The organism is Phenylobacterium sp. FG114, assembly GCF_057809855.1.
In genome coordinates this window covers 29,514-47,430 of sequence record NZ_JBMDKU010000002.1, presented here as the reverse complement: position 1 = coordinate 47,430, position 17,917 = coordinate 29,514, and the positions used below count along the sequence as shown (strand labels likewise).

Genomic DNA, 17,917 nt, shown 5'->3' with positions numbered 1-17,917 from the left:
GAGGGGGACCGCGAAGCGGTGGAGGGGGTCATCCACGGCGGTTGAGGACCCCCTCAGTCGGCATGCGCCGACAGCTCCCCCAAAGAGGGGAGCAACTAGGAAAGTCTACACTTCCAGTTCGGCGCCGGTGAGATCGCAGCCGGCGATGCGGGCGCCGTCCATCTCGGCTTCCAGGAAGCGGGCCCGCGGGGCGTGGGCGCCGCGCAGGTCGGCGCCGCGCAGCGAAGCGCGGCTGAAGTCGGTGCGCACGAAGCGGTTGTCGCCGATGGCCAGCGGACCCATCTTCGCGCCACGCATGTCGCAGCGGGCCAGCTGGGCGCCGGTGAAGCGGGCGCCGCGCAGGTCGGCTTCCCGCAGGTTGGCGCCGCGGAAGTCGCAGGCGGTGAGGTCCGCGCCCTGCAGCTGGGCGCCCTCCAGGTCCATGCCGAAGAAGATCGACTTGGGCGCCGACAGGCCTGAAAGCCTGCGCCGCTTCAGGGTCTTCATCGGCCGGAAGTCGACCTCGTGCATCTTCAGCACCTGGCCCTTGCCGCCGCCCGAGTCGCAGAACTGCTCGTGCTCGGCGATCACCTCGGTCAGCGACTTGTCGTCGATGTAGAAGATCGGCGGCGGCGCGCGCAGCACGTCGGTGAGGTCGGCGTCGTCCAGCCGGGCCTGGCTCAGGTTCACATTGGTCAGGACCGCGCGCTTCATCGAGCAGCCCGACAGGTCGGCGCCGCCGAGATCCGCGCCCGACAGGTCCGCGCCGTCCAGCACCGCCCGCATCAGCTTGGCGCCGGTCAGGATTGCGCCCGACAGGTTGGCGTCGGTGAAGTCGCTGGTCATCGCGACCGCGCCGCTCATCTGGGCGCCCGACAGGTTCGCGCCCGAAAGCACGGCATAGTTCAGTTCGCCCGGCCGGTGCTCGTGGCGCAGGATCCGGAAGCCGTCCAGCTTGTCCTGCAGGGCGATCCGGCCCTCGCGCAGGTCACAGCCGGCCAGTTCGGCGCCCGCCAGGTTGGCGCCGCGCATGCAGGCGCCCCGCAGGTCGGCGCGCTTCAGGTTCACGTGCCGCATGTCGGCTTCGCGAAGGTCGGCGCCGAACAGGATGGCCCGCGAGAGGTTGGCCCGCGCCAGGGTCGATCCCGACAGCTTGGCGCCCGTCAGGTCGGCGTCGCGCAGGTCGACGCCTTCCAGGCTGCAGTTGGCCAGATCGGCATAGGTGAGGTTCAGGCGCCGTCCGCCGGCCCGGCCCGCCAGGTACCGCTGGTGCGCATCGAGCGCCTCTCGGAGGGCGTGGGCGTCGAGCGCCGTATGATGCTGCTGTGCTTGGGACGACATGAAGGCCTTCGCGTTCACCATGCCGCCAACGGCTTTAAAGATGGGTTGCCGGGCAGCCTTAAGCGAACCTTGAACGCAACTTTTCGTGGTGAAGCTTCATAGCCACCCGCGTTTCTTGAACCACAGCACCGGCAACGCCGCGGCGACGACCATGGCGATGAGGGCCATTGGGTAGCCGGCCACCCAGTGCAGCTCGGGCAGGATGTCGAAGTTCATGCCGTAGATCGAGGCGATCAGCGTCGGCGGCATGAACACCACCGCCACGACCGAGAAGAACTTGATGATGCCGTTCTGCTCGATGTTGATCAGCCCCAGCGCCGCATCCAGCAGGAAGGCGACGTGCGACGACTGGTAGCCCGCGTGCTCGCCCAGCGACTGGGCGTCACGATGCAGGGCGTCGACGTGCGCGCGGCATTCCGGATCGCCCGCCACCTCGGCCGCCAGGCCGGCGTAGCCGATCGTGCGCCCAAGGCTGTTCAGGCTGTTGCGGGTGAGCGAGGTGACCGACTGGGCCTGGGCCAGCTCGGTGAGAAGCGGGCGGAAATTCCCCGCCTTCGGCCGGTTGAAGATGGCGTTCGAGGCGATCTGCACCTTGTCGCCCATGTCATCCAGCGTTCGGGCCAGCCGTTCCACGATGGCGTCCATCAGGCCCAGCAGGGCCGCCGTCCCGGTGCCGATATCCGCGCCGGGCGCGCGCTCGGAGAAGATCGTGAACGCCTTCAGCTCTTCGTAGCGCAGGGTCACCAGCATGCCCTTGGCGAGGACGAAGGTGGCCGGCGTGGCGAATGGCATGTCCTCGTGGCTCCGCGCCAGGAGGGTGGCGGTCATGAAGGTCGCGCCGCGCTCCTGGTACAGGCGGCTGGAGGGCTCCAGGGCCGCCATCTCCTCGACCGTCGGCAGCTCGAGGTCCAGGGCGGCCTCCACCGCGAGCTCCTCCTCGCGGGTGGGCCTCAGCAGGTCGATCCAGATGATATCGGCGCTGGGACGCCAGCCCGGGCCGACTTCCTCCATCTGAGTGGCGCGTTGCCCGCGCCGGAGCACCTTGAGCATGGCCGCGCCTCCGCGCGCCTCTTGTGGGCGTGCGTCGGCGGCAGCGTCAACCGGGTCGGATCAGCGCGTCGGCGGCGGCGGCTGGGGCTGGTCGCCACGCGTCGCGGCCGCGATCAGCGCGGCGATGCGGTCGGTGGAGTCGGCGGCCTGGCTCAGCACGCTGAGGGCGCCCTGGCCGGGACGAACCGCGCCCGCCATCTGCGAGGCGGCCGACTGGGCCACGGCGATGGCGCCGTTCTGCAGGCGACTCATGCCCGAGTCCGCCATCACCCGGGCCGTAGCGTCCGGATAGATGAAGCCATGGGTGGAATAGGTGGAACCGCCCAGGTCGCGGTTGGGATCGTACCAGACCTTCACCTCGCTCCAGTCGCCGGCGGGCGACACGTCGATGACGGTCACGTCCTTCTCGACCTTGCCGCGAGAGCCCTCGATCGGGCTCCAGTTGGCATGGGTGATCTGGACGACGCGGTCGGTCAGCACCTGGCTCACCACGGCCACGTGGCCCAGGCGCATGCGCTGGGTCGGCTTGAAGCACAGGACGGCGCCGGCGCGCGGCTGGAAGCCCGTCTCGTACTTGCCGGCGGCCTGACGCCACCAGGTCCAGGCATCGCCGAAAATCTGGATGCCAGAAATCAGGCGCGCGAACGGCACGCACTGCCAGTAGGTGTCGGCCACGGCCCCAGCGGGCGTGAACGCGACGAACGCCGCAGCGGCGAGGGACCCGATGAGGGCCTTCGTCCGTTTAAGCATGCTTCGGTTACTCCCCGACACTCCCAGGTGAAGCGGTAACCGTATCCGCGTTGAGTGAAAAGAGGGTTTACATGGCGCGGCGGGATGTCGCGCACGGTTTATCCACAACTCGTCCCAGGCATGCCGCCAAACGACCGTATGGATGGGAAAGTGAATCTCGCACAATTCGCTGTACTGAGCCGCAGTCCAAGAAAACTATTGGCGAACGATCGTGCGGTTTCTCGTATTAGAGCTCCAGTTAACTCGATTTACCCCCCACTCTTAACACCCTGTAATTTTTTCTAAGCTTGCGCTCACGCCGCTGCAACAAGCCGAAATAAGAGCTGGGCGACGGCAGACGGGTGTTTGGCCAGACTCGCCTAAGAGGAGAAATTGGCCCTTCACGAAAACGCGAGCCATGGCAGCGCTGCCCACAAAAGCGGCGCCACCGCCAGCAATCGAAGGGGGCTAGCCATACGCGTATGATGTTTCTAGAATACACGTACGTGATGGAACGGAGAGCTCGATGGATATCGCTGCCCTTGTGACCGATCCGGCCGCCTGGGCCGCGCTGGTGACGCTCGTGGTCATGGAGGTCGTGCTCGGCATCGACAACCTCATCTTCATCTCCATCCTCTCGAACAAACTTCCCGAACATCAGCGGGCGCGGACGCGGCGGATCGGCATCGCGCTGGCGCTCATCATGCGCCTGGCGCTGCTCTCGACCCTGGCCTTCATCGTCGGGCTCACCCAGCCGGTGTTCTCGCTGCCGTGGCAGGGCCCCATGGGCGAACACGGCGAGCCGGCGTTCGAACTCGCCTTCTCCTGGCGCGACCTGATCCTCATCGCCGGCGGCCTGTTCCTGGTGTGGAAGGCCACCACCGAGATCCACGAGAAGGTCGAGCCCGCCGACGGTCACGGCGTCATGGACACCGGCGGCAAGGTGATCACCAACATGGGCGCGGCGATCTTCCAGATCATCCTGCTGGACCTGGTGTTCTCGATCGACTCGATCCTGACGGCCGTCGGCATGACCGACCACCTGCCGATCATGATCGCCGCCGTGGTGATCACCGTCGCCATCATGCTGGTGGCCGCCGACCCGTTGGCCAACTTCATCAACAACAACCCGACCGTGGTGATGCTGGCCCTGGGCTTCCTGCTGATGATCGGCGCCGTACTGATCGCCGACGGCTTCGGCGTCCACGTGCCGAAGGGCTACATCTACGCCGCCATGGCCTTCTCGGCCGGCGTCGAGGCCCTGAACATGCTGGCGAGGCGGAAGAAGCCGGCAACGGTCGAGGACAAGACGCTGCATTGACCCCTTCCCTCCCTTGATGGGGAGGGACAGGCCGCGCCAGCGGCCAGGGTGAGGCAGGGTGGGCCGGGGTGAGGCGTGGGAGCTTGATCCCTTCTCCCTCACCCTGATCGCTTCGCGATCTTTCCCTCCCCATCAAGGGACGGAAAGGCGCTCTACAGAAAGCTATACGGGTCGATGTCGATCGACACGCGCACCTGGCCCGGCGGTCTCACCCGCGCCCGCCAGGCCGCCATATAGGCCGACAGGTCCACCGCGCGGTCCGCCCTCACCAGGAAGCGCTTGCGGCGGCGGCCGCGGATCAGGCTCAGCGGCGCGTCGGCCGGGCCATAGACCTCGACCCCCGGCGTGTTGGGCGCCTCGCGCGCCATCCGCTGCACGAAGTCCTCTAGTTGCGCCATGTCGGGGCCCGAGGCGATCACCGCCGCCAGGCGCCCGAAGGGCGGCAGGCCGGCCAGCTCACGCTCGGCCATTTCGGCGGCCACGAAGGCGTCGCGATCCTGGGCCTTGAGCGCCTGCATCACCGCGTGCTCCGGCGCGTAGGTCTGCAGCAGCGCGCGGCCCGGCCGGTCCTTGCGCCCCGCCCGGCCCGTCGCCTGGGCGAGCAGCTGATAGGTCCGCTCCGCGGCCCTCAGGTCGCCGCCGCGCAGGCCAAGGTCGGCGTCGACCACGCCCACCAGGGTCAGCTTCGGGAAGTTGTGGCCCTTGGCCGCCGCCTGGGTGGCCACCAGGATGTCGATCTCGCCCGCCGCCATGGTCTCGACCAGCCGGCGCGCCTCGCGGGCGTCGAAGACGGTGTCCGACGAGAAAACGGCGATGCGGGCGTCGGGGAACAGCGCGCGCGCCTCCTCCTCGACGCGCTCCACGCCCGGCCCGATGGAAACCAGGCTGTCCTTGGCGCCGCAATGCGGACATGCCGCCGGCTTGGGCATCGAAAAGCCGGTCAGGTGGCAAACCAGCCGTCCCGTGTAGCGATGCTCGACCAGCCAGCTGTCGGTGTCCGGCGCGGTCATCCGCTCCCCGCACGCCTTGCACAGCACCAGCGGCGCATAGCCCCGGCGGTTGAGGAACAGCAGGCTCTGCTCGCCCCGTTCCCAGGTCTCCGCCATCGCCTTCACCAGCGGCGGCGACAGCCAGCGGCCCGCCTCGGGCGGGGTCTCACGCAGGTCGACCAGCTCGATGTCGGGCAGCCGCGCCGTCCCGTGCCGCGCCGAGAGCCTGAGCCAGCGGTAGCGGCCCGCCTCGGCGTTGCGCAGGGTCTCCAGCGACGGCGTGGCCGAGGCCAGGATCACCGCCGCTCCTTCGATGCGCCCGCGCACCACCGCCAGGTCGCGGGCATGATAGATGAAGCCGTCCTCCTGCTTGAACGAGCCGTCGTGCTCCTCGTCCACCACGATCAGGCGCAGCTTGCGGAACGGCAGGAACAGCGCCGAGCGCGCGCCCACCACGATCCGGCAGTGTCCGGCCGCCACGGCCTCCCAGACCTTGCGGCGGCCCGGCGGCGCCACGTCGGAGTGCCACTCGCCCGGCTGGGCGCCGAAGCGGGCGGCGACCCGGGCGATCACCGCCTGGGTGAGCGCGATCTCGGGCAGCAGGATCAGGACCTGGGCCTCGGCATCGGCGGCCAGGGCGGCGGCGGCGGCATCGAGGTAGACCTCCGTCTTCCCCGAGCCCGTGACCCCGTCCAGCAGGGCGACCGAGAAGCCGGCCGTCGCCACCTCCTTCAGCACCTCGGCAGCCGCCGCCTGGCTGGCGCTGAGCTGCGAGCCGTGGCGCGAAAGGTCCGGCGGATCGAACCGCGCCTCCGCCGTCACCTCCCGCACCGCCAGCACGCCCTCGTCCAGCAGGCCCTTCACGACGCCCGACGACACGCCGGCGGCCCGGGCCAGCTCGGCGGGCGGCATCGGCGCCGTCGCCGCCTCCAACACCTTCACCCTGGCGGGTGAGGATCGCGCCGGCTGCGCGCCGGTCGGCTCGACCACTCGGACGGGCCGCGGCTTCGGCGCGCGGGCGCCCCGCAGCGCGATCGCCAACGGCTGGCCCGGCGCGTCGACGGCGTAGCGTGCCGCCCACTGCACGAACTCCAACGTGCCCGGCGGCAGCCGCGGATCGTCCAGCCGTTCGGCCACCGGCTTCAGCGGTCGGTTCCCGCCCAGGCCGTCACGAAGTTCGGTGACCACGCCGCGTATGAGGCGGGGCCCCAGCGGCACCGCCACCTGGTCGCCAGCCTCCAGCCCCATGCCCTCCGGCTCGGCGTAGTCGAACGCCTCGGGCAGGGGCATGGGCAGGAGGACGGAGGCGATGCGGCTCATGGGTTTTGTGCTGAGGCCATCGCAGCTACAAGCGGCCTGAACAAGAGATAGGATCGATGCAGCTCTTCCTCGACACCACCGACACCGCCGTCCTGAAGGACCTCGCCGCCACGGGCCTCGTCGACGGCGTCACCACCAATCCGTCGCTGATCGCCAAGTCCGGCCGCAACATGCTGGAAGTGATCGCCGAGATCTGCGGCCTGGTCGACGGTCCGGTGAGCGCCGAGGTCGCCGCCATGGACACCGCCGGTATGCTGGACGAGGGCCGCAAGCTGGCCGGCGTCGCGCCCAACGTCGTGGTGAAGGTGCCGCTGACCCGCGACGGCCTGATCGCCACCCGCGAGTTCGCCGCCGAGGGCATCCTGACCAACGTGACCCTGTGCTTCTCGCCGGCCCAGGCGCTGCTGGCCGCCAAGTCGGGCGCCACCTACATCAGCCCCTTCATCGGCCGTCTGGACGACCACGGCGCCACGGGCATGGACCTGATCACCGAAATCCGGGCCATCTACGACAACTACGACTACGACACCGAAATCCTCGCCGCCTCGATCCGCACGCCGGCCCACGTGGCCGAGGCCGCGCTCTCGGGCGCCGACTGCGCGACCATCCCGCCGGCGGTCTTCGAGGCGCTTTTCAAGCATCCGTTAACCGAACAGGGGCTCCAACAGTTCATGGCGGACTGGGCCAAGACGGGTCAGTCCATCCTGTAGGAGCTAGGGCGTACATGGACGGGTCGCAGGGTGAATTCAGCTTCGAGACGCCCCAGCCGGCCCCTCCGGCCAAGCTGAAGCCCGCGCGCCGCGCCGCGGCCCTGGCACAGGACGCCGCGGCGGAAGGCGGGCTCGATCCCGCGGCTGTGCGGCGCTTCCTGACCGAGAACCCCGATTTCCTGACCGCCGACACCGGCCTGCTGGCGGATCTGGGCCTGGCGCGCGCCGCCGGGAACATCGTCGAGTTCGCCCCTATGGCCCGGGTGCGCGCCGACCACCAGCGCGAGGCCGAGCAACGGCAGATGCTGGAGGAGGTGGCGCGCGCCAACTTCGCCGCCCAGGCCCAGACGCACGGCGCGGTCGTCGACCTCCTGGAGGCGCGCAACCTCTCCGACCTGGCCCGCCGCGTGGACGACCTGGCGCGCGAGCGTTTCGGCCTGGCCGCGGGCGTGATCGCGCTTGAGACCGAGGGGCTGCCGCCCGCCGGCTGGCGACCATTGGTCGAGGGCCAGGTGGATCTGCTGCTGGAAGGCCCGCACCGGGCGTCACGCATGGGCTTCGCGCCCACCGCCCTCGGCCTGTTCGGCCACGACGCGGGCGAGATCCGCTCGATGGCCATGGTGCGACTGGCGATCTGGGAGCCTTCGCGCCAGGGCCTTCTGGCCTTCGGCTCGCACAAGCCCGACGACTTTACTCCGGACATGGGCGCCGAACTGGTGGCCTTCCTGGCCCGGGTGGTCGAGCGCACGGCGGAGCGATGGCCGCTTCTTTGACGGCTCAGGCCGCGAGGCTCCAGTGGCTCGAACACCTGGAGTATGAGCGCCGATCGTCGCCGCGGACGCTGGAAGCCTACGGCTTCGCGGCCGCGCGCTACATCGCCTTCCTGGAGCGGCACCGCGGCGAGAGCCTGACGGTGAAGGGCCTGGCCGAGGTCACCGCCGGCGAGGTCCGCGCGTGGCTCGCGCACCTGCGGTCGGGCGACCACCCACTGTCGCCGCGCTCGCTCAGCCAGGCGCTGTCCGCGATCCGCACGTTCCACCGCTTCGTCGACCGCCGGCTGGACGCGCCGAACCCGGCGATCGGCCTGGTTCGGGGGCCGCGCGTGAAGCCCGGCGCGCCCCGACCGGTCACCGAGGACCAGGCGGCCGGGATGCTGGCCGAGCCCGCGCTGGACCCCGACCGGGAGGACTGGGAGGCGGCGCGCGACCAAGCGGTGCTGTCGCTACTCTACGGCTGCGGCCTGCGGATCTCGGAGGGGCTGTCGCTGAAGCGCTCCGACGCGCCCCTGCCGGACCTTTTGAGGATCACCGGCAAGGGCGGAAAGACGCGGATGGTGCCGGTGCTGCCGGCCGTGCGCGAGGCGGTGGACGCCTATCTCACCGAGGTCCCGTTCGCCCTGGACCCGGACGGCCCGCTGTTCCGGGCCAAGCGCGGCGGCCCGCTGGGGCCGCGGCATGTGCAGGCGACGGTGCAGAACCTGCGGGGCCGGCTGGGACTGCCCGCCAGCGCCACGCCGCATGCGCTCCGCCACTCGTTCGCAACCCACTTGCTGGGCGCCGGCGCCGACCTGCGCTCGATCCAGGAACTGCTGGGCCACGCTTCGCTGTCGACCACGCAGCGCTACACCGAGGTGGACGCCGCGGCCCTGCTCAGCGTCTACAACCAGGCCCACCCACGGGCCTGAGACGCCTAGTCGGCATTGCGGAAGGTGGTGCGGCCTTCGTTCGGCGTGCGGGTGAGGTGGCAGGGGCGTCCACGCTTGTCGATCACCGTGATGGAGCGGCCCTTGGGCGTGTCCAGAAGCACGCGCGGGATCTGTTTTCCCGTGCGCTCGGAGATGTAATAGGGCGCGGGCCGACAGCGGATCGGCGTGCGTGCGTCATGCAGATCCTTCATCGACGGTTGGGCGGCGGCGAGCGTCGCCGCGATCATGAGCGAAACTGGATCCACTAGCGCCCCACCTCGTAGCCCACGACCATCGGCGCCGTGCAGCCATCGATCACCCGCAGCACAGCCTTCTCGTGATTGGCCTTGGGCAGCTGAGAGAGCAAGGACGCACGGGCCCTGCCGTCGTCGCGATAGAGGAGCGCGGGATCGGCGATTTCGAACCGACCGTTCGTCTTACAGGTCTCCGCGGTCGGCGCGAAGGTCAGGGCAGGCCGACGCGGGTCAGCGGTCGGCGCGGCGGCCACGGTGGCGGTCATCGCGGCGGCGGCGAGCATCGCCAACATTGCGGCCTCCCTTTTTGCCCAAGCCCCGGCAGGCTGCCACCGCTCGGCGGCGTCTCCAAATTAAGTTTCAGCCACTTGACCGCAGCTTGACCGATCAGTGGCGTTGCGTGTCCGGTTTTCGCCGGCCTTGCGGCACATCGGTCTTGCCCAGCGAAGGTGTCAGCCTCGTTCGAACCTCAGCCAGGCGACCCCGCCATCTTCCCCGGCTTCGGTGCAGCGGAAGCCCTCGCGAGCGTAGAAGGCTTGAGCCCGCAGGTTGGCGGCCTGGCACTTGAGCTGGAGGCGCCCGCCCGCCGCGGCGGCCACGTGGTCGAGCAGCGCCTTGCCCACGCCCCGCCCCCGCTCGGTCACGTACAGCGAATGCAGGAAAGCCTGCGGCCGGTAGAGCGCGGCCAACCCCAGGATGCGTCCGGCCTCGACCGCGACGAAGACTTCCTCGTCGCGGGCCGCGGCCAGGAAGTCAGAGGCCCGGTGCCGCTCGGGCGGCAACCAGGTGAAGGTGTCTGTCAGGACGCGCACATAGAGGCTGGCGCAGGCGGCCAGCTCGTCGAACCGCGCGCGGCGGACCGTGAGGCCAGGCGTCAGGCCTGCATCGTCCAACCTTCGACCCCCATGGCCGCCTGCCGCAGCGCCTCGGAACGTGTGGGGTGCGGGTGGCAGGTGCGGGCGACGTCCTCGGACGCGGCGCGGAACTCCATCGCGACGGCGTACTCGCCGATCATCTCGGAGACCGACGGCCCGATCAGGTGGGCGCCCAGGATCTCGTCGGTCTTGGCGTCGGCGAGAACCTTCGCGAAGCCCTCGGTCTCGTGATTGATCTTGGCGCGGCTGTTGGCGGTGAAGGGGAACTTCCCGACCTTGTAGGCGCGGCCCTCGGCCTTCAGCTCTTCTTCGGTCTTGCCGACCCAGGCCACTTCGGGGCTCGTATAGACCACGCTGGGAATGAGCCCGTAGCTCACGTGGCCGGCCTTGCCCGCGACCGCCTCGATGCAGGCGACGGACTCCTCCTCGGCCTTGTGCGCCAGCATCGGACCGTGGGTGACGTCGCCGATGGCCCAGACGCCCGGCGCCGAGGTCTTCCAGTGATCGGTCTCGATGAACCCGCGCTTGTCGGGCGTGATCCCCACCGTCTCCAGGCCCAGCCCGTCGGTGAAGGGCCGCCGCCCGATCGCCAGCAGGACATAGTCCGCCTCCAGCGTCTCGGCCGCGCCGCCGGCGACGGGTTCGAAGGTGAGCGTCACGCCCGTCTTCGAGGCCTTCGCGCCGGTGACCTTCGAGCCCAGCTTGAACTCCATGCCCTGCTTGGTCAGCGAGCGCTGGAAGGTCTTGGCCACCTCGGCGTCCATGCCCGGGGTGATGCGATCCAGGAACTCGATGACGGTGACCTTTGCGCCCAGGCGGCGCCAGACCGAGCCCAGCTCCAGGCCGATGATGCCGGCGCCGATCACCACCAGGTGGCCGGGCACCTCCGGCAGCGACAGGGCGCCGGTGGAGTCGACGATGCGCTTCTGGTCCACCTCGACGCCGGGCAGGCCCGAAGGCAGCGAGCCGGTGGCGATGACGATGTCCTTGGCGGCCAGCGTCGTCACCGCGCCGTCGGCGCCCGTGACGTTGACCTTGCCGGGACCCGCGATGGCGCCCGTGCCCTGGTAGCGGTCGACCTTGTTCTTCTTGAACAGGAACTCGATGCCCTTGGTGAGCTGGGCGACGGACTCGGCCTTCTGCTTCATCATCTGTTCGAGGTTGAGCTTCGGCGTCACCTCGATCCCCAGCTGGGCGAACTCGGTGTTGGCCGCGGCGAACAACTCGGAAGCGTGCAGCAGCGCCTTCGACGGCATGCAGCCCACGTTGAGGCAAGTGCCGCCCAGCGTGTTTCCGCCATCGATCCCCTTATCCACGCACGCGACCTTGAGGCCGAGCTGGCCGGCGCGGATCGCTCCGTTGTAGCCGCCGGGGCCGCCGCCGATGATGACGACGTCGTAGTTGGGTGTGTCAGCCATGGTTCGCCTGCGCCTTAGATGGGCGCGCAACCTAGTGTTCGAAAGTCACAGGTCAACCGGCGCGGGCCGATCTTCCGGCTCAGACCTCGAGCCAGGCCTCTTCCGGCTCGGCCGCGAGGGCCGGCGCCCCGTCGGCGAGCATGCGGTCGACGGCCTCCAGAAGGGCCGCGCCGCTGTAGGGCTTGGCCAGGCCGCCGCAGACCCCGTGGCCGGCCGCAGCCTCTATGTCCTCGTCCGTGAGCTTGCGCCCGGTGAGGAGGACAGGGACGGGGCCGCCGGGCGCGGAAGCGAGCGCCTCCAGGATCTGCAGGCTGGCCATGGCGGGCAGATGGCGCTCCAGGACCACCGCGTCCGCGCCGCCGGCCTCCAGCACCGCCAGGGCGGCCACGGCGTCGCGGACGGCTGTCACGGCATAGCCGGCCACTTCGAGGCGGATCTGGACCATCTCGAGCGTGGTGCGGTCGTGATCCACGACCAGGACCCGATACGAAGGCGGTGCGTCGAACAGCATCTGCGGCGCGTCTCTCAGAACAGGTCCACTTCGCCGGGATCGACATCGTCGCCCTCGGCCACCGGCTTGCCCAGGCCCTCGGCCATGCGTTCGGCGAGCGCGCCCAGAGTGAGGCTGGCCAGCGCGCTGTCGACCGGCGAGCCTACATCTTCGGGCGCGGTGAAGCTGGCCGTGCGCGCGAAGCTGGCGAGGCCGGTGAGGTGCTGGGCCAGCAGGTCCACGCCATGCAGGCTCTCGGTCAGCGTCTGGCGCTCAGCCGTGGGGAGGCGATCCATGAACTCGCCCAGGGTCTTGTCCAGGCGGATACAGCGGGCGGCCGCGAGCTCGATCTCGGCCGACAGCACATCCAGCGTCATGGCGACGCTGGGCGCGAAGGCCTCGCTCTGGATCGGCGCGGTCATGGAAACCTCTCCCTTTTCAAGGAGCTTTCCCAGGCCACGCCTAAGCATTGGTGAATTGTGGGAAACGCCGTTCGCCTAAAGCTGTGGATATGGCGCAGGTGCGGCGATCCGCCTCGGTCCGCCGCACCTATCGCTTAGAAACCTCAGGTTTTTCAGACGTCCAACAGCAACCGTTGCGGGTCCTCGATGGCTTCCTTCACGTGGACGAGGAAGGTCACCGCGCCCTTGCCGTCGACGATCCGGTGATCGTAGCTCAGGGCCAGGTACATCATCGGCCGGGCCACGATCTGCCCATTCACGACCATCGGCCGCTCCTGGATCTTGTGCATCCCCAGGATGCCCGACTGCGGCGGGTTCAGGATCGGCGTCGACATGAGCGAGCCGTAGATGCCGCCGTTCGAGATGGTGAAGGTGCCGCCCTGCAGGTCTTCCATCGAGAGCTGACCGTCGCGGGCCTTCCTGCCCAAGGCGCCGATCTCCTTCTCGATGTCGGCCAGGCTCATGGCGTCGGCGTCGCGGACCACCGGCGTCACCAGGCCCTTCTCGGTGCCGACGGCGACCGAGATGTCGTAGTGGTTCTTGTAGATGACGTCCGTACCGTCGATCTCGGCGTTGACGTCCGGCACCTGCTTCAGACCGTGGATCACGGCCTTCACGAAGAAGGACATGAAACCCAGCTTCACGCCGTGCTTCTTCTCGAAGACGTCCTTGTAGGCGTTCCGCAGCGCCATGACCTCGGTCATGTCCACCTCGTTGAAGGTGGTCAGCATGGCGGCGCTGTTCTGGGCTTCCTTCAGCCGGCGCGCGATCGTCTGGCGCAGGCGGGTCATCTTCACCCGCTCCTCGCGCTCATGGATGGCGCGCGGGGCGGCGGGAGCGGCCGGCGCGGCGGCCGGAGCCTTGGCGCGGGCTTCCAGGGCGGCGAGCGCGTCGCCCTTGGTCACCCGGCCGTCCTTGCCGGTGCCGGGGATCGCGGCCGGGTCGAGGTTGTTCTCGGCCGCCACGCGCTGGGCCGACGGCGCCAGCACGGGTTCGGCCGCCGCCTTGGCGGCCGGAGCGGGCGCTGGCGCGGGGGCCGGCTTCGGCTCGGGCTTGGCTTCCGCCTTGGGCGCTTCGGCCTTGGGCGCCGCCGCGGCCGCGCCGCCTTCGCTGATCTTGCCCAGCACCGCGCCCGGCTCGACCGTGGCGCCTTCCTCGGCGGTGATCTCGCTGAGCACGCCGTCCGACGGGGCGGCTACTTCCAGGCTCACCTTGTCGGTTTCCAGCTCGACCAGGATCTCGTCCTTGCGGACCGCATCGCCGGCCTTCTTCGCCCAGCGCGCCACCGTGGCTTCGGTGACGGATTCACCGAGGGCGGGGGTCATGATGTCGGCCATTGGGGGGTAGGCTCCTTGGTCTCTCAGGTCGGCAGGACGGGTTCTAGGCGAACGCTTCGGTGAGGAAGGCGTCGAGTTCTTTCAGGTGGCGGCTCATCAGGCCGGCGGCCGTGGAGGCCGAGGCCGGCCGACCGACGTAGCGGGCGCGCTTGGCCTTGATGCTCATGCGCTCCAGCGTCAGCTCCAGCCACGGGTCGACGAACTGCCAGCCGCCCATGTTCTTGGGCTCTTCCTGGCACCACACCAACTCGGCGTTCTTGAAGCGCTTCAGCTCGTTGGTGAGCGACTTCAGAGGCCACGGATAGAACTGTTCCAGGCGCAGGATGTAGACGTCGTCACGGCCGGACTTGGCGCGCTGTTCGACCAGGTCGAAGTAGACCTTGCCCGAGCAGACGATGACGCGGTTGATCTTGTCGTCCGCGGTGAGCGTAACGCCGCCCACGTCGCAGCCGGCCTCGGCGCCGTCGACCATCACGCGGTGGAAGCCGGTGCCGGTCTCCAGGTCGGCGAGGTTGGACACCGCCCGCTTGTGGCGCAGCAGCGACTTCGGCGACATGACGATGAGCGGCTTGCGGAACTCCCGCAGCAGTTGGCGGCGCAGCGCGTGGAAGTAGTTGGCCGGCGTCGTCGCGTTGATCACCTGCATGTTGTCTTCGGCGCAGAGCTGCAGGAAGCGCTCGAGGCGCGCCGACGAGTGCTCGGGACCCTGGCCCTCGTAGCCATGCGGCAACAGCATCACCAGGCCGCTCATCCGCAGCCACTTGCGTTCGCCCGAGCTGATGAACTGGTCGATCACCACCTGGGCGCCGTTCACGAAGTCGCCGAACTGGCCTTCCCACATGGTGAGCGTGTCGGGATCGGTCAGCGAGAAGCCGTACTCGAAGCCCAGCACCGCCTCTTCCGACAGCGCCGAGTCCAGCACCTCGAAATGGGCCTGGTTGGGCCCGAGGTTCCGGAGCGGGAAGTAAACTTCCTCGGTCTTCTGGTCGATGATGCCCGAGTGGCGCTGGCTGAAGGTGCCGCGCACGCTGTCCTGGCCCGAGAGGCGAACCGGATAGCCCTGGTCCAGCAGGCTGGCGAACGCGAGGCTCTCGGCGGTGGCCCAATCCAAGCCCTCGCCCGCCTCGATGGCGTCGCGGCGGCCTTGGATCACGCGCTCGACCGTCTTGTGGACGCTGATGCGGTCGGGGATCGAGGTGAGCTTGCGGCCCAGGTCGAGCAGCTTCTGCTTCGGCACGCCGGTGGCGTAGCGCTCCTCGCCCGAAGGAAGCTTGAGGCCCGACCACTTGCCGTCCAGCCAGTCGGCCTTGTTGGCCTTGTACTGCTTGCCGCTCTCGAATTCCTCGTCGAGGAACTTGTCGAACTCGGCGATCCAGCCGTCGACGTCGGCCTGGCTGCAGACGCCCTCGCCCACCAGCCGCGTGGCGTAGAGGTCGCGAACCGACGGGTGGTTCTTGATCTTCGCGTACATCAGCGGCTGGGTCATCGTGGGGTCGTCCCCCTCGTTGTGACCGAAGCGCCGGTAGCAGAACATGTCGATGACCACGTCCTTGCCGAACAGCTGGCGGTACTCGGTGCCCACCTTGGCGGCGAAGGTGACGGCTTCGGGATCGTCGCCGTTCACGTGGAAGATCGGGGTTTCCACCATCAGGGCCACGTCGGTCGGATAGGGCGACGAGCGGCTGTTCTTCGGGCTGGTGGTGAAGCCGATCTGGTTGTTGACCACGAAGTGCATGGTGCCGCCGACGCCGTAGCCGCGCAGGCCCGAGAGCGCGAAGCACTCGGCCACCACGCCCTGGCCCGCGAAGGCGGCGTCGCCGTGCAGCAGCAGCGGCATGACGTGGCCACGGCCCGCGCTGGGCTGGTCGCGCAGGGTGAAGGCCTGCTTGGCGCGGACTTTCCCGATCACCACCGGGTTCACGATCTCCAGGTGCGACGGGTTGGCAGTCAGCGACAGGTGGACGCTGTTGCCGTCGAACTCGCGGTCGGACGAGGCGCCCAGGTGGTACTTCACGTCCCCCGAGCCCTGCACGTCGGAAGGCACGGCCGAGCCGCCTTGGAACTCGTGGAAGATGATGTGGTACGGCTTGCCCATCACGGCGGCCAGCACGTTCAGGCGGCCGCGGTGCGGCATGCCCAGGACGATGTCCTTCACGCCCATGGCGCCGCCGCGCTTGATGATCTGCTCCAGCGCCGGGACCATGGCCTCGCCGCCGTCCAGGCCGAAGCGCTTGGTGCCGGGGAAGCGGCGGTGGAGGAACTGCTCGAACCCCTGGGTCTCGATCAGCTTCTTCAGGATGGCGACCTTGCCCTCCTTGGTGAAGACGATCTCCTTGTCGCGGCCCTCGATGCGCTCCTGCAGCCAGGCTTTTTCCTTGGGGTCCGAGACGTGCATGTACTGCACGCCGACGTTGCCGCAGTAGGTGCGGCGCAGGATCGCCAGGATCTCGCGGATCGAGGCGGTCTCCAGACCCAGCACGTAGTCGAGGAAGATCGGCCGGTCGAAGTCGGCCTCGGCGAAGCCGTAGGTGGCGGGATCCAGCTCGGATGCGTCGCCCGGCGTGGCGGCGATGCCCAGCGGATCCAGGTTGGCCTTCAGATGGCCGCGCATCCGGTAGGCGCGGATCATCATGATGGCGCGCAGACTGTCGAGGGTTGCGGCGCGGACTTCGTCGACCGAGGCGGTCGGCTTCTTTTCCTCGATGGTCTTGCCGAGCTTGGCTTCCACCGCTGGCCACAGGCCGTCGATGGCGCTCATCCAGTCGGGACGGGCGTAGGGCGTCTCGGTCTTGGCCCACGCGGGCCGGCCGGCGGCGCGGGCCACATCGGACTTGCCGTCCAGCAGCGAAGCGAAGAAGGCCTGCCACGAGGGCGCGACCGAATTCGGGTCGGCCGCCCACCTCGCGTAGAGGTCCTCCACGAAGGCCGCATTGCCGCCGTAGAGGAATGAGGTCTCGGCCATCACTTCGTTGATGAGGCCCGCGTCGTCCGCCATGTCCTTCGCCTTACCGAGGGCGGGCCCACGGACTTCGGAAGAAGGAGCCGAGCGCGGACCGCCCAATACCGAATGTGCGGCGCTTACGCGCCCTTGAGAACGTCCAGAAGCGTCGTGCCGAGGGCCGCCGGGGATGGCGACACGCGGATGCCCGCAGCTTCCATCGCCGCGATCTTGTCCTCGGCGCCGCCCTTGCCGCCCGAGATGATCGCGCCCGCATGGCCCATGCGCCGTCCGGGCGGCGCGGTGCGCCCCGCGATGAAGCCGACCATAGGCTTCTTTATTGCTGAATTCTTGATGAATTCAGCCGCGTCTTCCTCGGCGGAGCCGCCGATCTCGCCGATCATGATGATCGACTCGGTCTCCGGGTCCTTCAGGAACATGTCGAGCATGTCGATGAACTCGGTGCCCTTCACCGGGTCCCCGCCGATGCCGACGGCCGTCGTCTGGCCGAGGCCCACCTGCGAGGTCTGGAACACGGCCTCGTAGGTAAGCGTGCCCGAGCGGGAAACAACACCCACCGAGCCCTTCTTGAAGATGTTGCCCGGCATGATGCCAATTTTGCACTCATCCGGCGTCAGGACGCCGGGGCAATTCGGGCCAATCAGCCTGGATTTCGAGCCGCTAAGCGAGCGCTTCACCTTGACCATGTCGGCCACCGGGATGCCCTCGGTGATGCAGATGATCAGCGGGACTTCGGCGTCGATGGCTTCCAGGATCGAGTCCGCGGCGAAGGGCGGCGGCACATAGATCACGCTGGCGTCCGCGCCCGTCTGCTTCACCGCCTCGGCGACGGTGTCGTAGACCGGCAGGCCGATGTGGGTGGTCCCGCCTTTGCCGGGCGTCACGCCGCCGACCATCTTGGTCCCATAGGCGATCGCCTGTTCCGAGTGGAACGTGCCCTGGGCGCCGGTGATGCCCTGGCAGATGACGCGGGTGTTCTTGTTGATCAGGATCGACATGT

17 protein-coding genes are annotated in these 17,917 nt (G+C 68.9%); 4 read left to right on the top strand and 13 right to left on the bottom strand.

Annotated features, from left to right (window positions below; translation table 11 throughout):
- Positions 1–105: 105 nt before the first annotated feature.
- The 3 genes from ACODSY_RS03215 to ACODSY_RS03205 form a co-directional block, all read right to left on the bottom strand.
- Positions 106–1,320 (bottom strand): pentapeptide repeat-containing protein, encoded by a 1,215-nt coding sequence (locus ACODSY_RS03215; protein ID WP_488950208.1) that lies wholly within the window; start codon positions 1,318–1,320, stop codon positions 106–108.
- Between the two features lie 96 nt (positions 1,321–1,416).
- Positions 1,417–2,370 (bottom strand): magnesium transporter CorA family protein, encoded by a 954-nt coding sequence (locus tag ACODSY_RS03210; protein ID WP_488950207.1) that lies wholly within the window; start codon positions 2,368–2,370, stop codon positions 1,417–1,419.
- 60 nt (positions 2,371–2,430) lie between these two features.
- Positions 2,431–3,120 (bottom strand): CHAP domain-containing protein, encoded by a 690-nt coding sequence (locus ACODSY_RS03205; RefSeq protein ID WP_488950206.1) that lies wholly within the window; start codon positions 3,118–3,120, stop codon positions 2,431–2,433.
- Between the two features lie 505 nt (positions 3,121–3,625).
- On the opposite strand from ACODSY_RS03205, the gene ACODSY_RS03200 reads away from it, so the two are divergent.
- Positions 3,626–4,420 (top strand): TerC family protein, encoded by a 795-nt coding sequence (locus ACODSY_RS03200; RefSeq protein ID WP_488950205.1) that lies wholly within the window; start codon positions 3,626–3,628, stop codon positions 4,418–4,420.
- A gap of 152 nt (positions 4,421–4,572) precedes the next feature.
- On the opposite strand, the gene ACODSY_RS03195 is transcribed toward ACODSY_RS03200, so the two are convergent.
- Positions 4,573–6,729, bottom strand: a complete 2,157-nt coding sequence (locus ACODSY_RS03195) for a primosomal protein N' (protein ID WP_488950204.1) — start codon at positions 6,727–6,729, stop codon at positions 4,573–4,575.
- 56 nt (positions 6,730–6,785) lie between these two features.
- On the opposite strand from ACODSY_RS03195, the gene fsa reads away from it, so the two are divergent.
- From fsa to ACODSY_RS03180, 3 genes are read left to right on the top strand one after another with little or no spacing between them, the layout of a single operon-like run.
- Positions 6,786–7,439, top strand: coding sequence for a fructose-6-phosphate aldolase (gene fsa / locus ACODSY_RS03190; RefSeq protein WP_488950203.1), 654 nt, complete (start codon positions 6,786–6,788; stop codon positions 7,437–7,439).
- A gap of 14 nt (positions 7,440–7,453) precedes the next feature.
- Entirely contained in the window at positions 7,454–8,212 is a 759-nt protein-coding gene (locus ACODSY_RS03185) for a DUF484 family protein (protein ID WP_488950202.1), read from the top strand.
- Positions 8,197–9,123: a tyrosine recombinase XerC gene (locus tag ACODSY_RS03180; protein ID WP_488950201.1), complete on the top strand. Its 927-nt coding sequence runs from the start codon at positions 8,197–8,199 to the stop codon at positions 9,121–9,123. The genes ACODSY_RS03185 and ACODSY_RS03180 overlap by 16 nt, the downstream gene beginning before the upstream one ends.
- Before the next feature lie 5 nt (positions 9,124–9,128).
- On the opposite strand, the gene ACODSY_RS03175 is transcribed toward ACODSY_RS03180, so the two are convergent.
- The 9 genes from ACODSY_RS03175 to sucD form a co-directional block, all read right to left on the bottom strand.
- Positions 9,129–9,371 (bottom strand): hypothetical protein, encoded by a 243-nt coding sequence (locus ACODSY_RS03175; RefSeq protein ID WP_488950200.1) that lies wholly within the window; start codon positions 9,369–9,371, stop codon positions 9,129–9,131.
- 17 nt (positions 9,372–9,388) lie between these two features.
- Entirely contained in the window at positions 9,389–9,670 is a 282-nt protein-coding gene (locus ACODSY_RS03170; RefSeq protein WP_488950199.1) for a hypothetical protein, read from the bottom strand.
- 159 nt (positions 9,671–9,829) lie between these two features.
- A complete protein-coding gene (locus ACODSY_RS03165) occupies positions 9,830–10,270 on the bottom strand; it encodes a GNAT family N-acetyltransferase (RefSeq protein ID WP_488950198.1) in 441 nt (146 codons plus the stop codon).
- A complete protein-coding gene (lpdA, locus tag ACODSY_RS03160) occupies positions 10,252–11,670 on the bottom strand; it encodes a dihydrolipoyl dehydrogenase (RefSeq protein ID WP_488950197.1) in 1,419 nt (472 codons plus the stop codon). Before lpdA ends, ACODSY_RS03165 begins: the two co-directional genes overlap by 19 nt.
- A gap of 79 nt (positions 11,671–11,749) precedes the next feature.
- Positions 11,750–12,181, bottom strand: a complete 432-nt coding sequence (locus ACODSY_RS03155) for a response regulator (RefSeq protein WP_488950196.1) — start codon at positions 12,179–12,181, stop codon at positions 11,750–11,752.
- Between the two features lie 14 nt (positions 12,182–12,195).
- Positions 12,196–12,582, bottom strand: a complete 387-nt coding sequence (locus ACODSY_RS03150; RefSeq protein WP_488950195.1) for a DUF8776 family protein — start codon at positions 12,580–12,582, stop codon at positions 12,196–12,198.
- 152 nt (positions 12,583–12,734) lie between these two features.
- Positions 12,735–13,958 carry a 2-oxoglutarate dehydrogenase complex dihydrolipoyllysine-residue succinyltransferase gene (odhB, locus tag ACODSY_RS03145; RefSeq protein WP_488950194.1) on the bottom strand — a complete coding sequence of 408 codons (1,224 nt, stop codon included), beginning with the start codon at positions 13,956–13,958 and terminating at the stop codon, positions 12,735–12,737.
- Positions 13,959–14,001: 43 nt separating this feature from the next.
- Entirely contained in the window at positions 14,002–16,953 is a 2,952-nt protein-coding gene (locus tag ACODSY_RS03140) for a 2-oxoglutarate dehydrogenase E1 component (protein ID WP_488950193.1), read from the bottom strand.
- 83 nt (positions 16,954–17,036) lie between these two features.
- The gene (sucD, locus tag ACODSY_RS03135) at positions 17,037–17,915 is read right to left on the bottom strand and encodes a succinate--CoA ligase subunit alpha (RefSeq protein WP_488950192.1); all 879 of its coding nucleotides are present in this window, start codon (positions 17,913–17,915) and stop codon (positions 17,037–17,039) included.
- Between the last annotated feature and the right edge of the window lie 2 nt (positions 17,916–17,917).

What these genes read in the sequence shown, in the direction of transcription:
- ACODSY_RS03215 (WP_488950208.1), bottom strand. Translation starts at nt 1,320, where the DNA reads ATGTCGTCCCAAGCACAGCAGCATCATACGGCGCTCGACGCCCACGCC.
- ACODSY_RS03210 (WP_488950207.1), bottom strand. Translation starts at nt 2,370, where the DNA reads ATGCTCAAGGTGCTCCGGCGCGGGCAACGCGCCACTCAGATGGAGGAA.
- ACODSY_RS03205 (WP_488950206.1), bottom strand. Translation starts at nt 3,120, where the DNA reads ATGCTTAAACGGACGAAGGCCCTCATCGGGTCCCTCGCCGCTGCGGCG.
- ACODSY_RS03200 (WP_488950205.1), top strand. Translation starts at nt 3,626, where the DNA reads ATGGATATCGCTGCCCTTGTGACCGATCCGGCCGCCTGGGCCGCGCTG.
- ACODSY_RS03195 (WP_488950204.1), bottom strand. Translation starts at nt 6,729, where the DNA reads ATGAGCCGCATCGCCTCCGTCCTCCTGCCCATGCCCCTGCCCGAGGCG.
- fsa (WP_488950203.1), top strand. Translation starts at nt 6,786, where the DNA reads ATGCAGCTCTTCCTCGACACCACCGACACCGCCGTCCTGAAGGACCTC.
- ACODSY_RS03185 (WP_488950202.1), top strand. Translation starts at nt 7,454, where the DNA reads ATGGACGGGTCGCAGGGTGAATTCAGCTTCGAGACGCCCCAGCCGGCC.
- ACODSY_RS03180 (WP_488950201.1), top strand. Translation starts at nt 8,197, where the DNA reads ATGGCCGCTTCTTTGACGGCTCAGGCCGCGAGGCTCCAGTGGCTCGAA.
- ACODSY_RS03175 (WP_488950200.1), bottom strand. Translation starts at nt 9,371, where the DNA reads ATGATCGCGGCGACGCTCGCCGCCGCCCAACCGTCGATGAAGGATCTG.
- ACODSY_RS03170 (WP_488950199.1), bottom strand. Translation starts at nt 9,670, where the DNA reads ATGTTGGCGATGCTCGCCGCCGCCGCGATGACCGCCACCGTGGCCGCC.
- lpdA (WP_488950197.1), bottom strand. Translation starts at nt 11,670, where the DNA reads ATGGCTGACACACCCAACTACGACGTCGTCATCATCGGCGGCGGCCCC.
- ACODSY_RS03155 (WP_488950196.1), bottom strand. Translation starts at nt 12,181, where the DNA reads ATGCTGTTCGACGCACCGCCTTCGTATCGGGTCCTGGTCGTGGATCAC.
- ACODSY_RS03150 (WP_488950195.1), bottom strand. Translation starts at nt 12,582, where the DNA reads ATGACCGCGCCGATCCAGAGCGAGGCCTTCGCGCCCAGCGTCGCCATG.
- odhB (WP_488950194.1), bottom strand. Translation starts at nt 13,958, where the DNA reads ATGGCCGACATCATGACCCCCGCCCTCGGTGAATCCGTCACCGAAGCC.
- ACODSY_RS03140 (WP_488950193.1), bottom strand. Translation starts at nt 16,953, where the DNA reads ATGGCGGACGACGCGGGCCTCATCAACGAAGTGATGGCCGAGACCTCA.
- sucD (WP_488950192.1), bottom strand. Translation starts at nt 17,915, where the DNA reads ATGTCGATCCTGATCAACAAGAACACCCGCGTCATCTGCCAGGGCATC.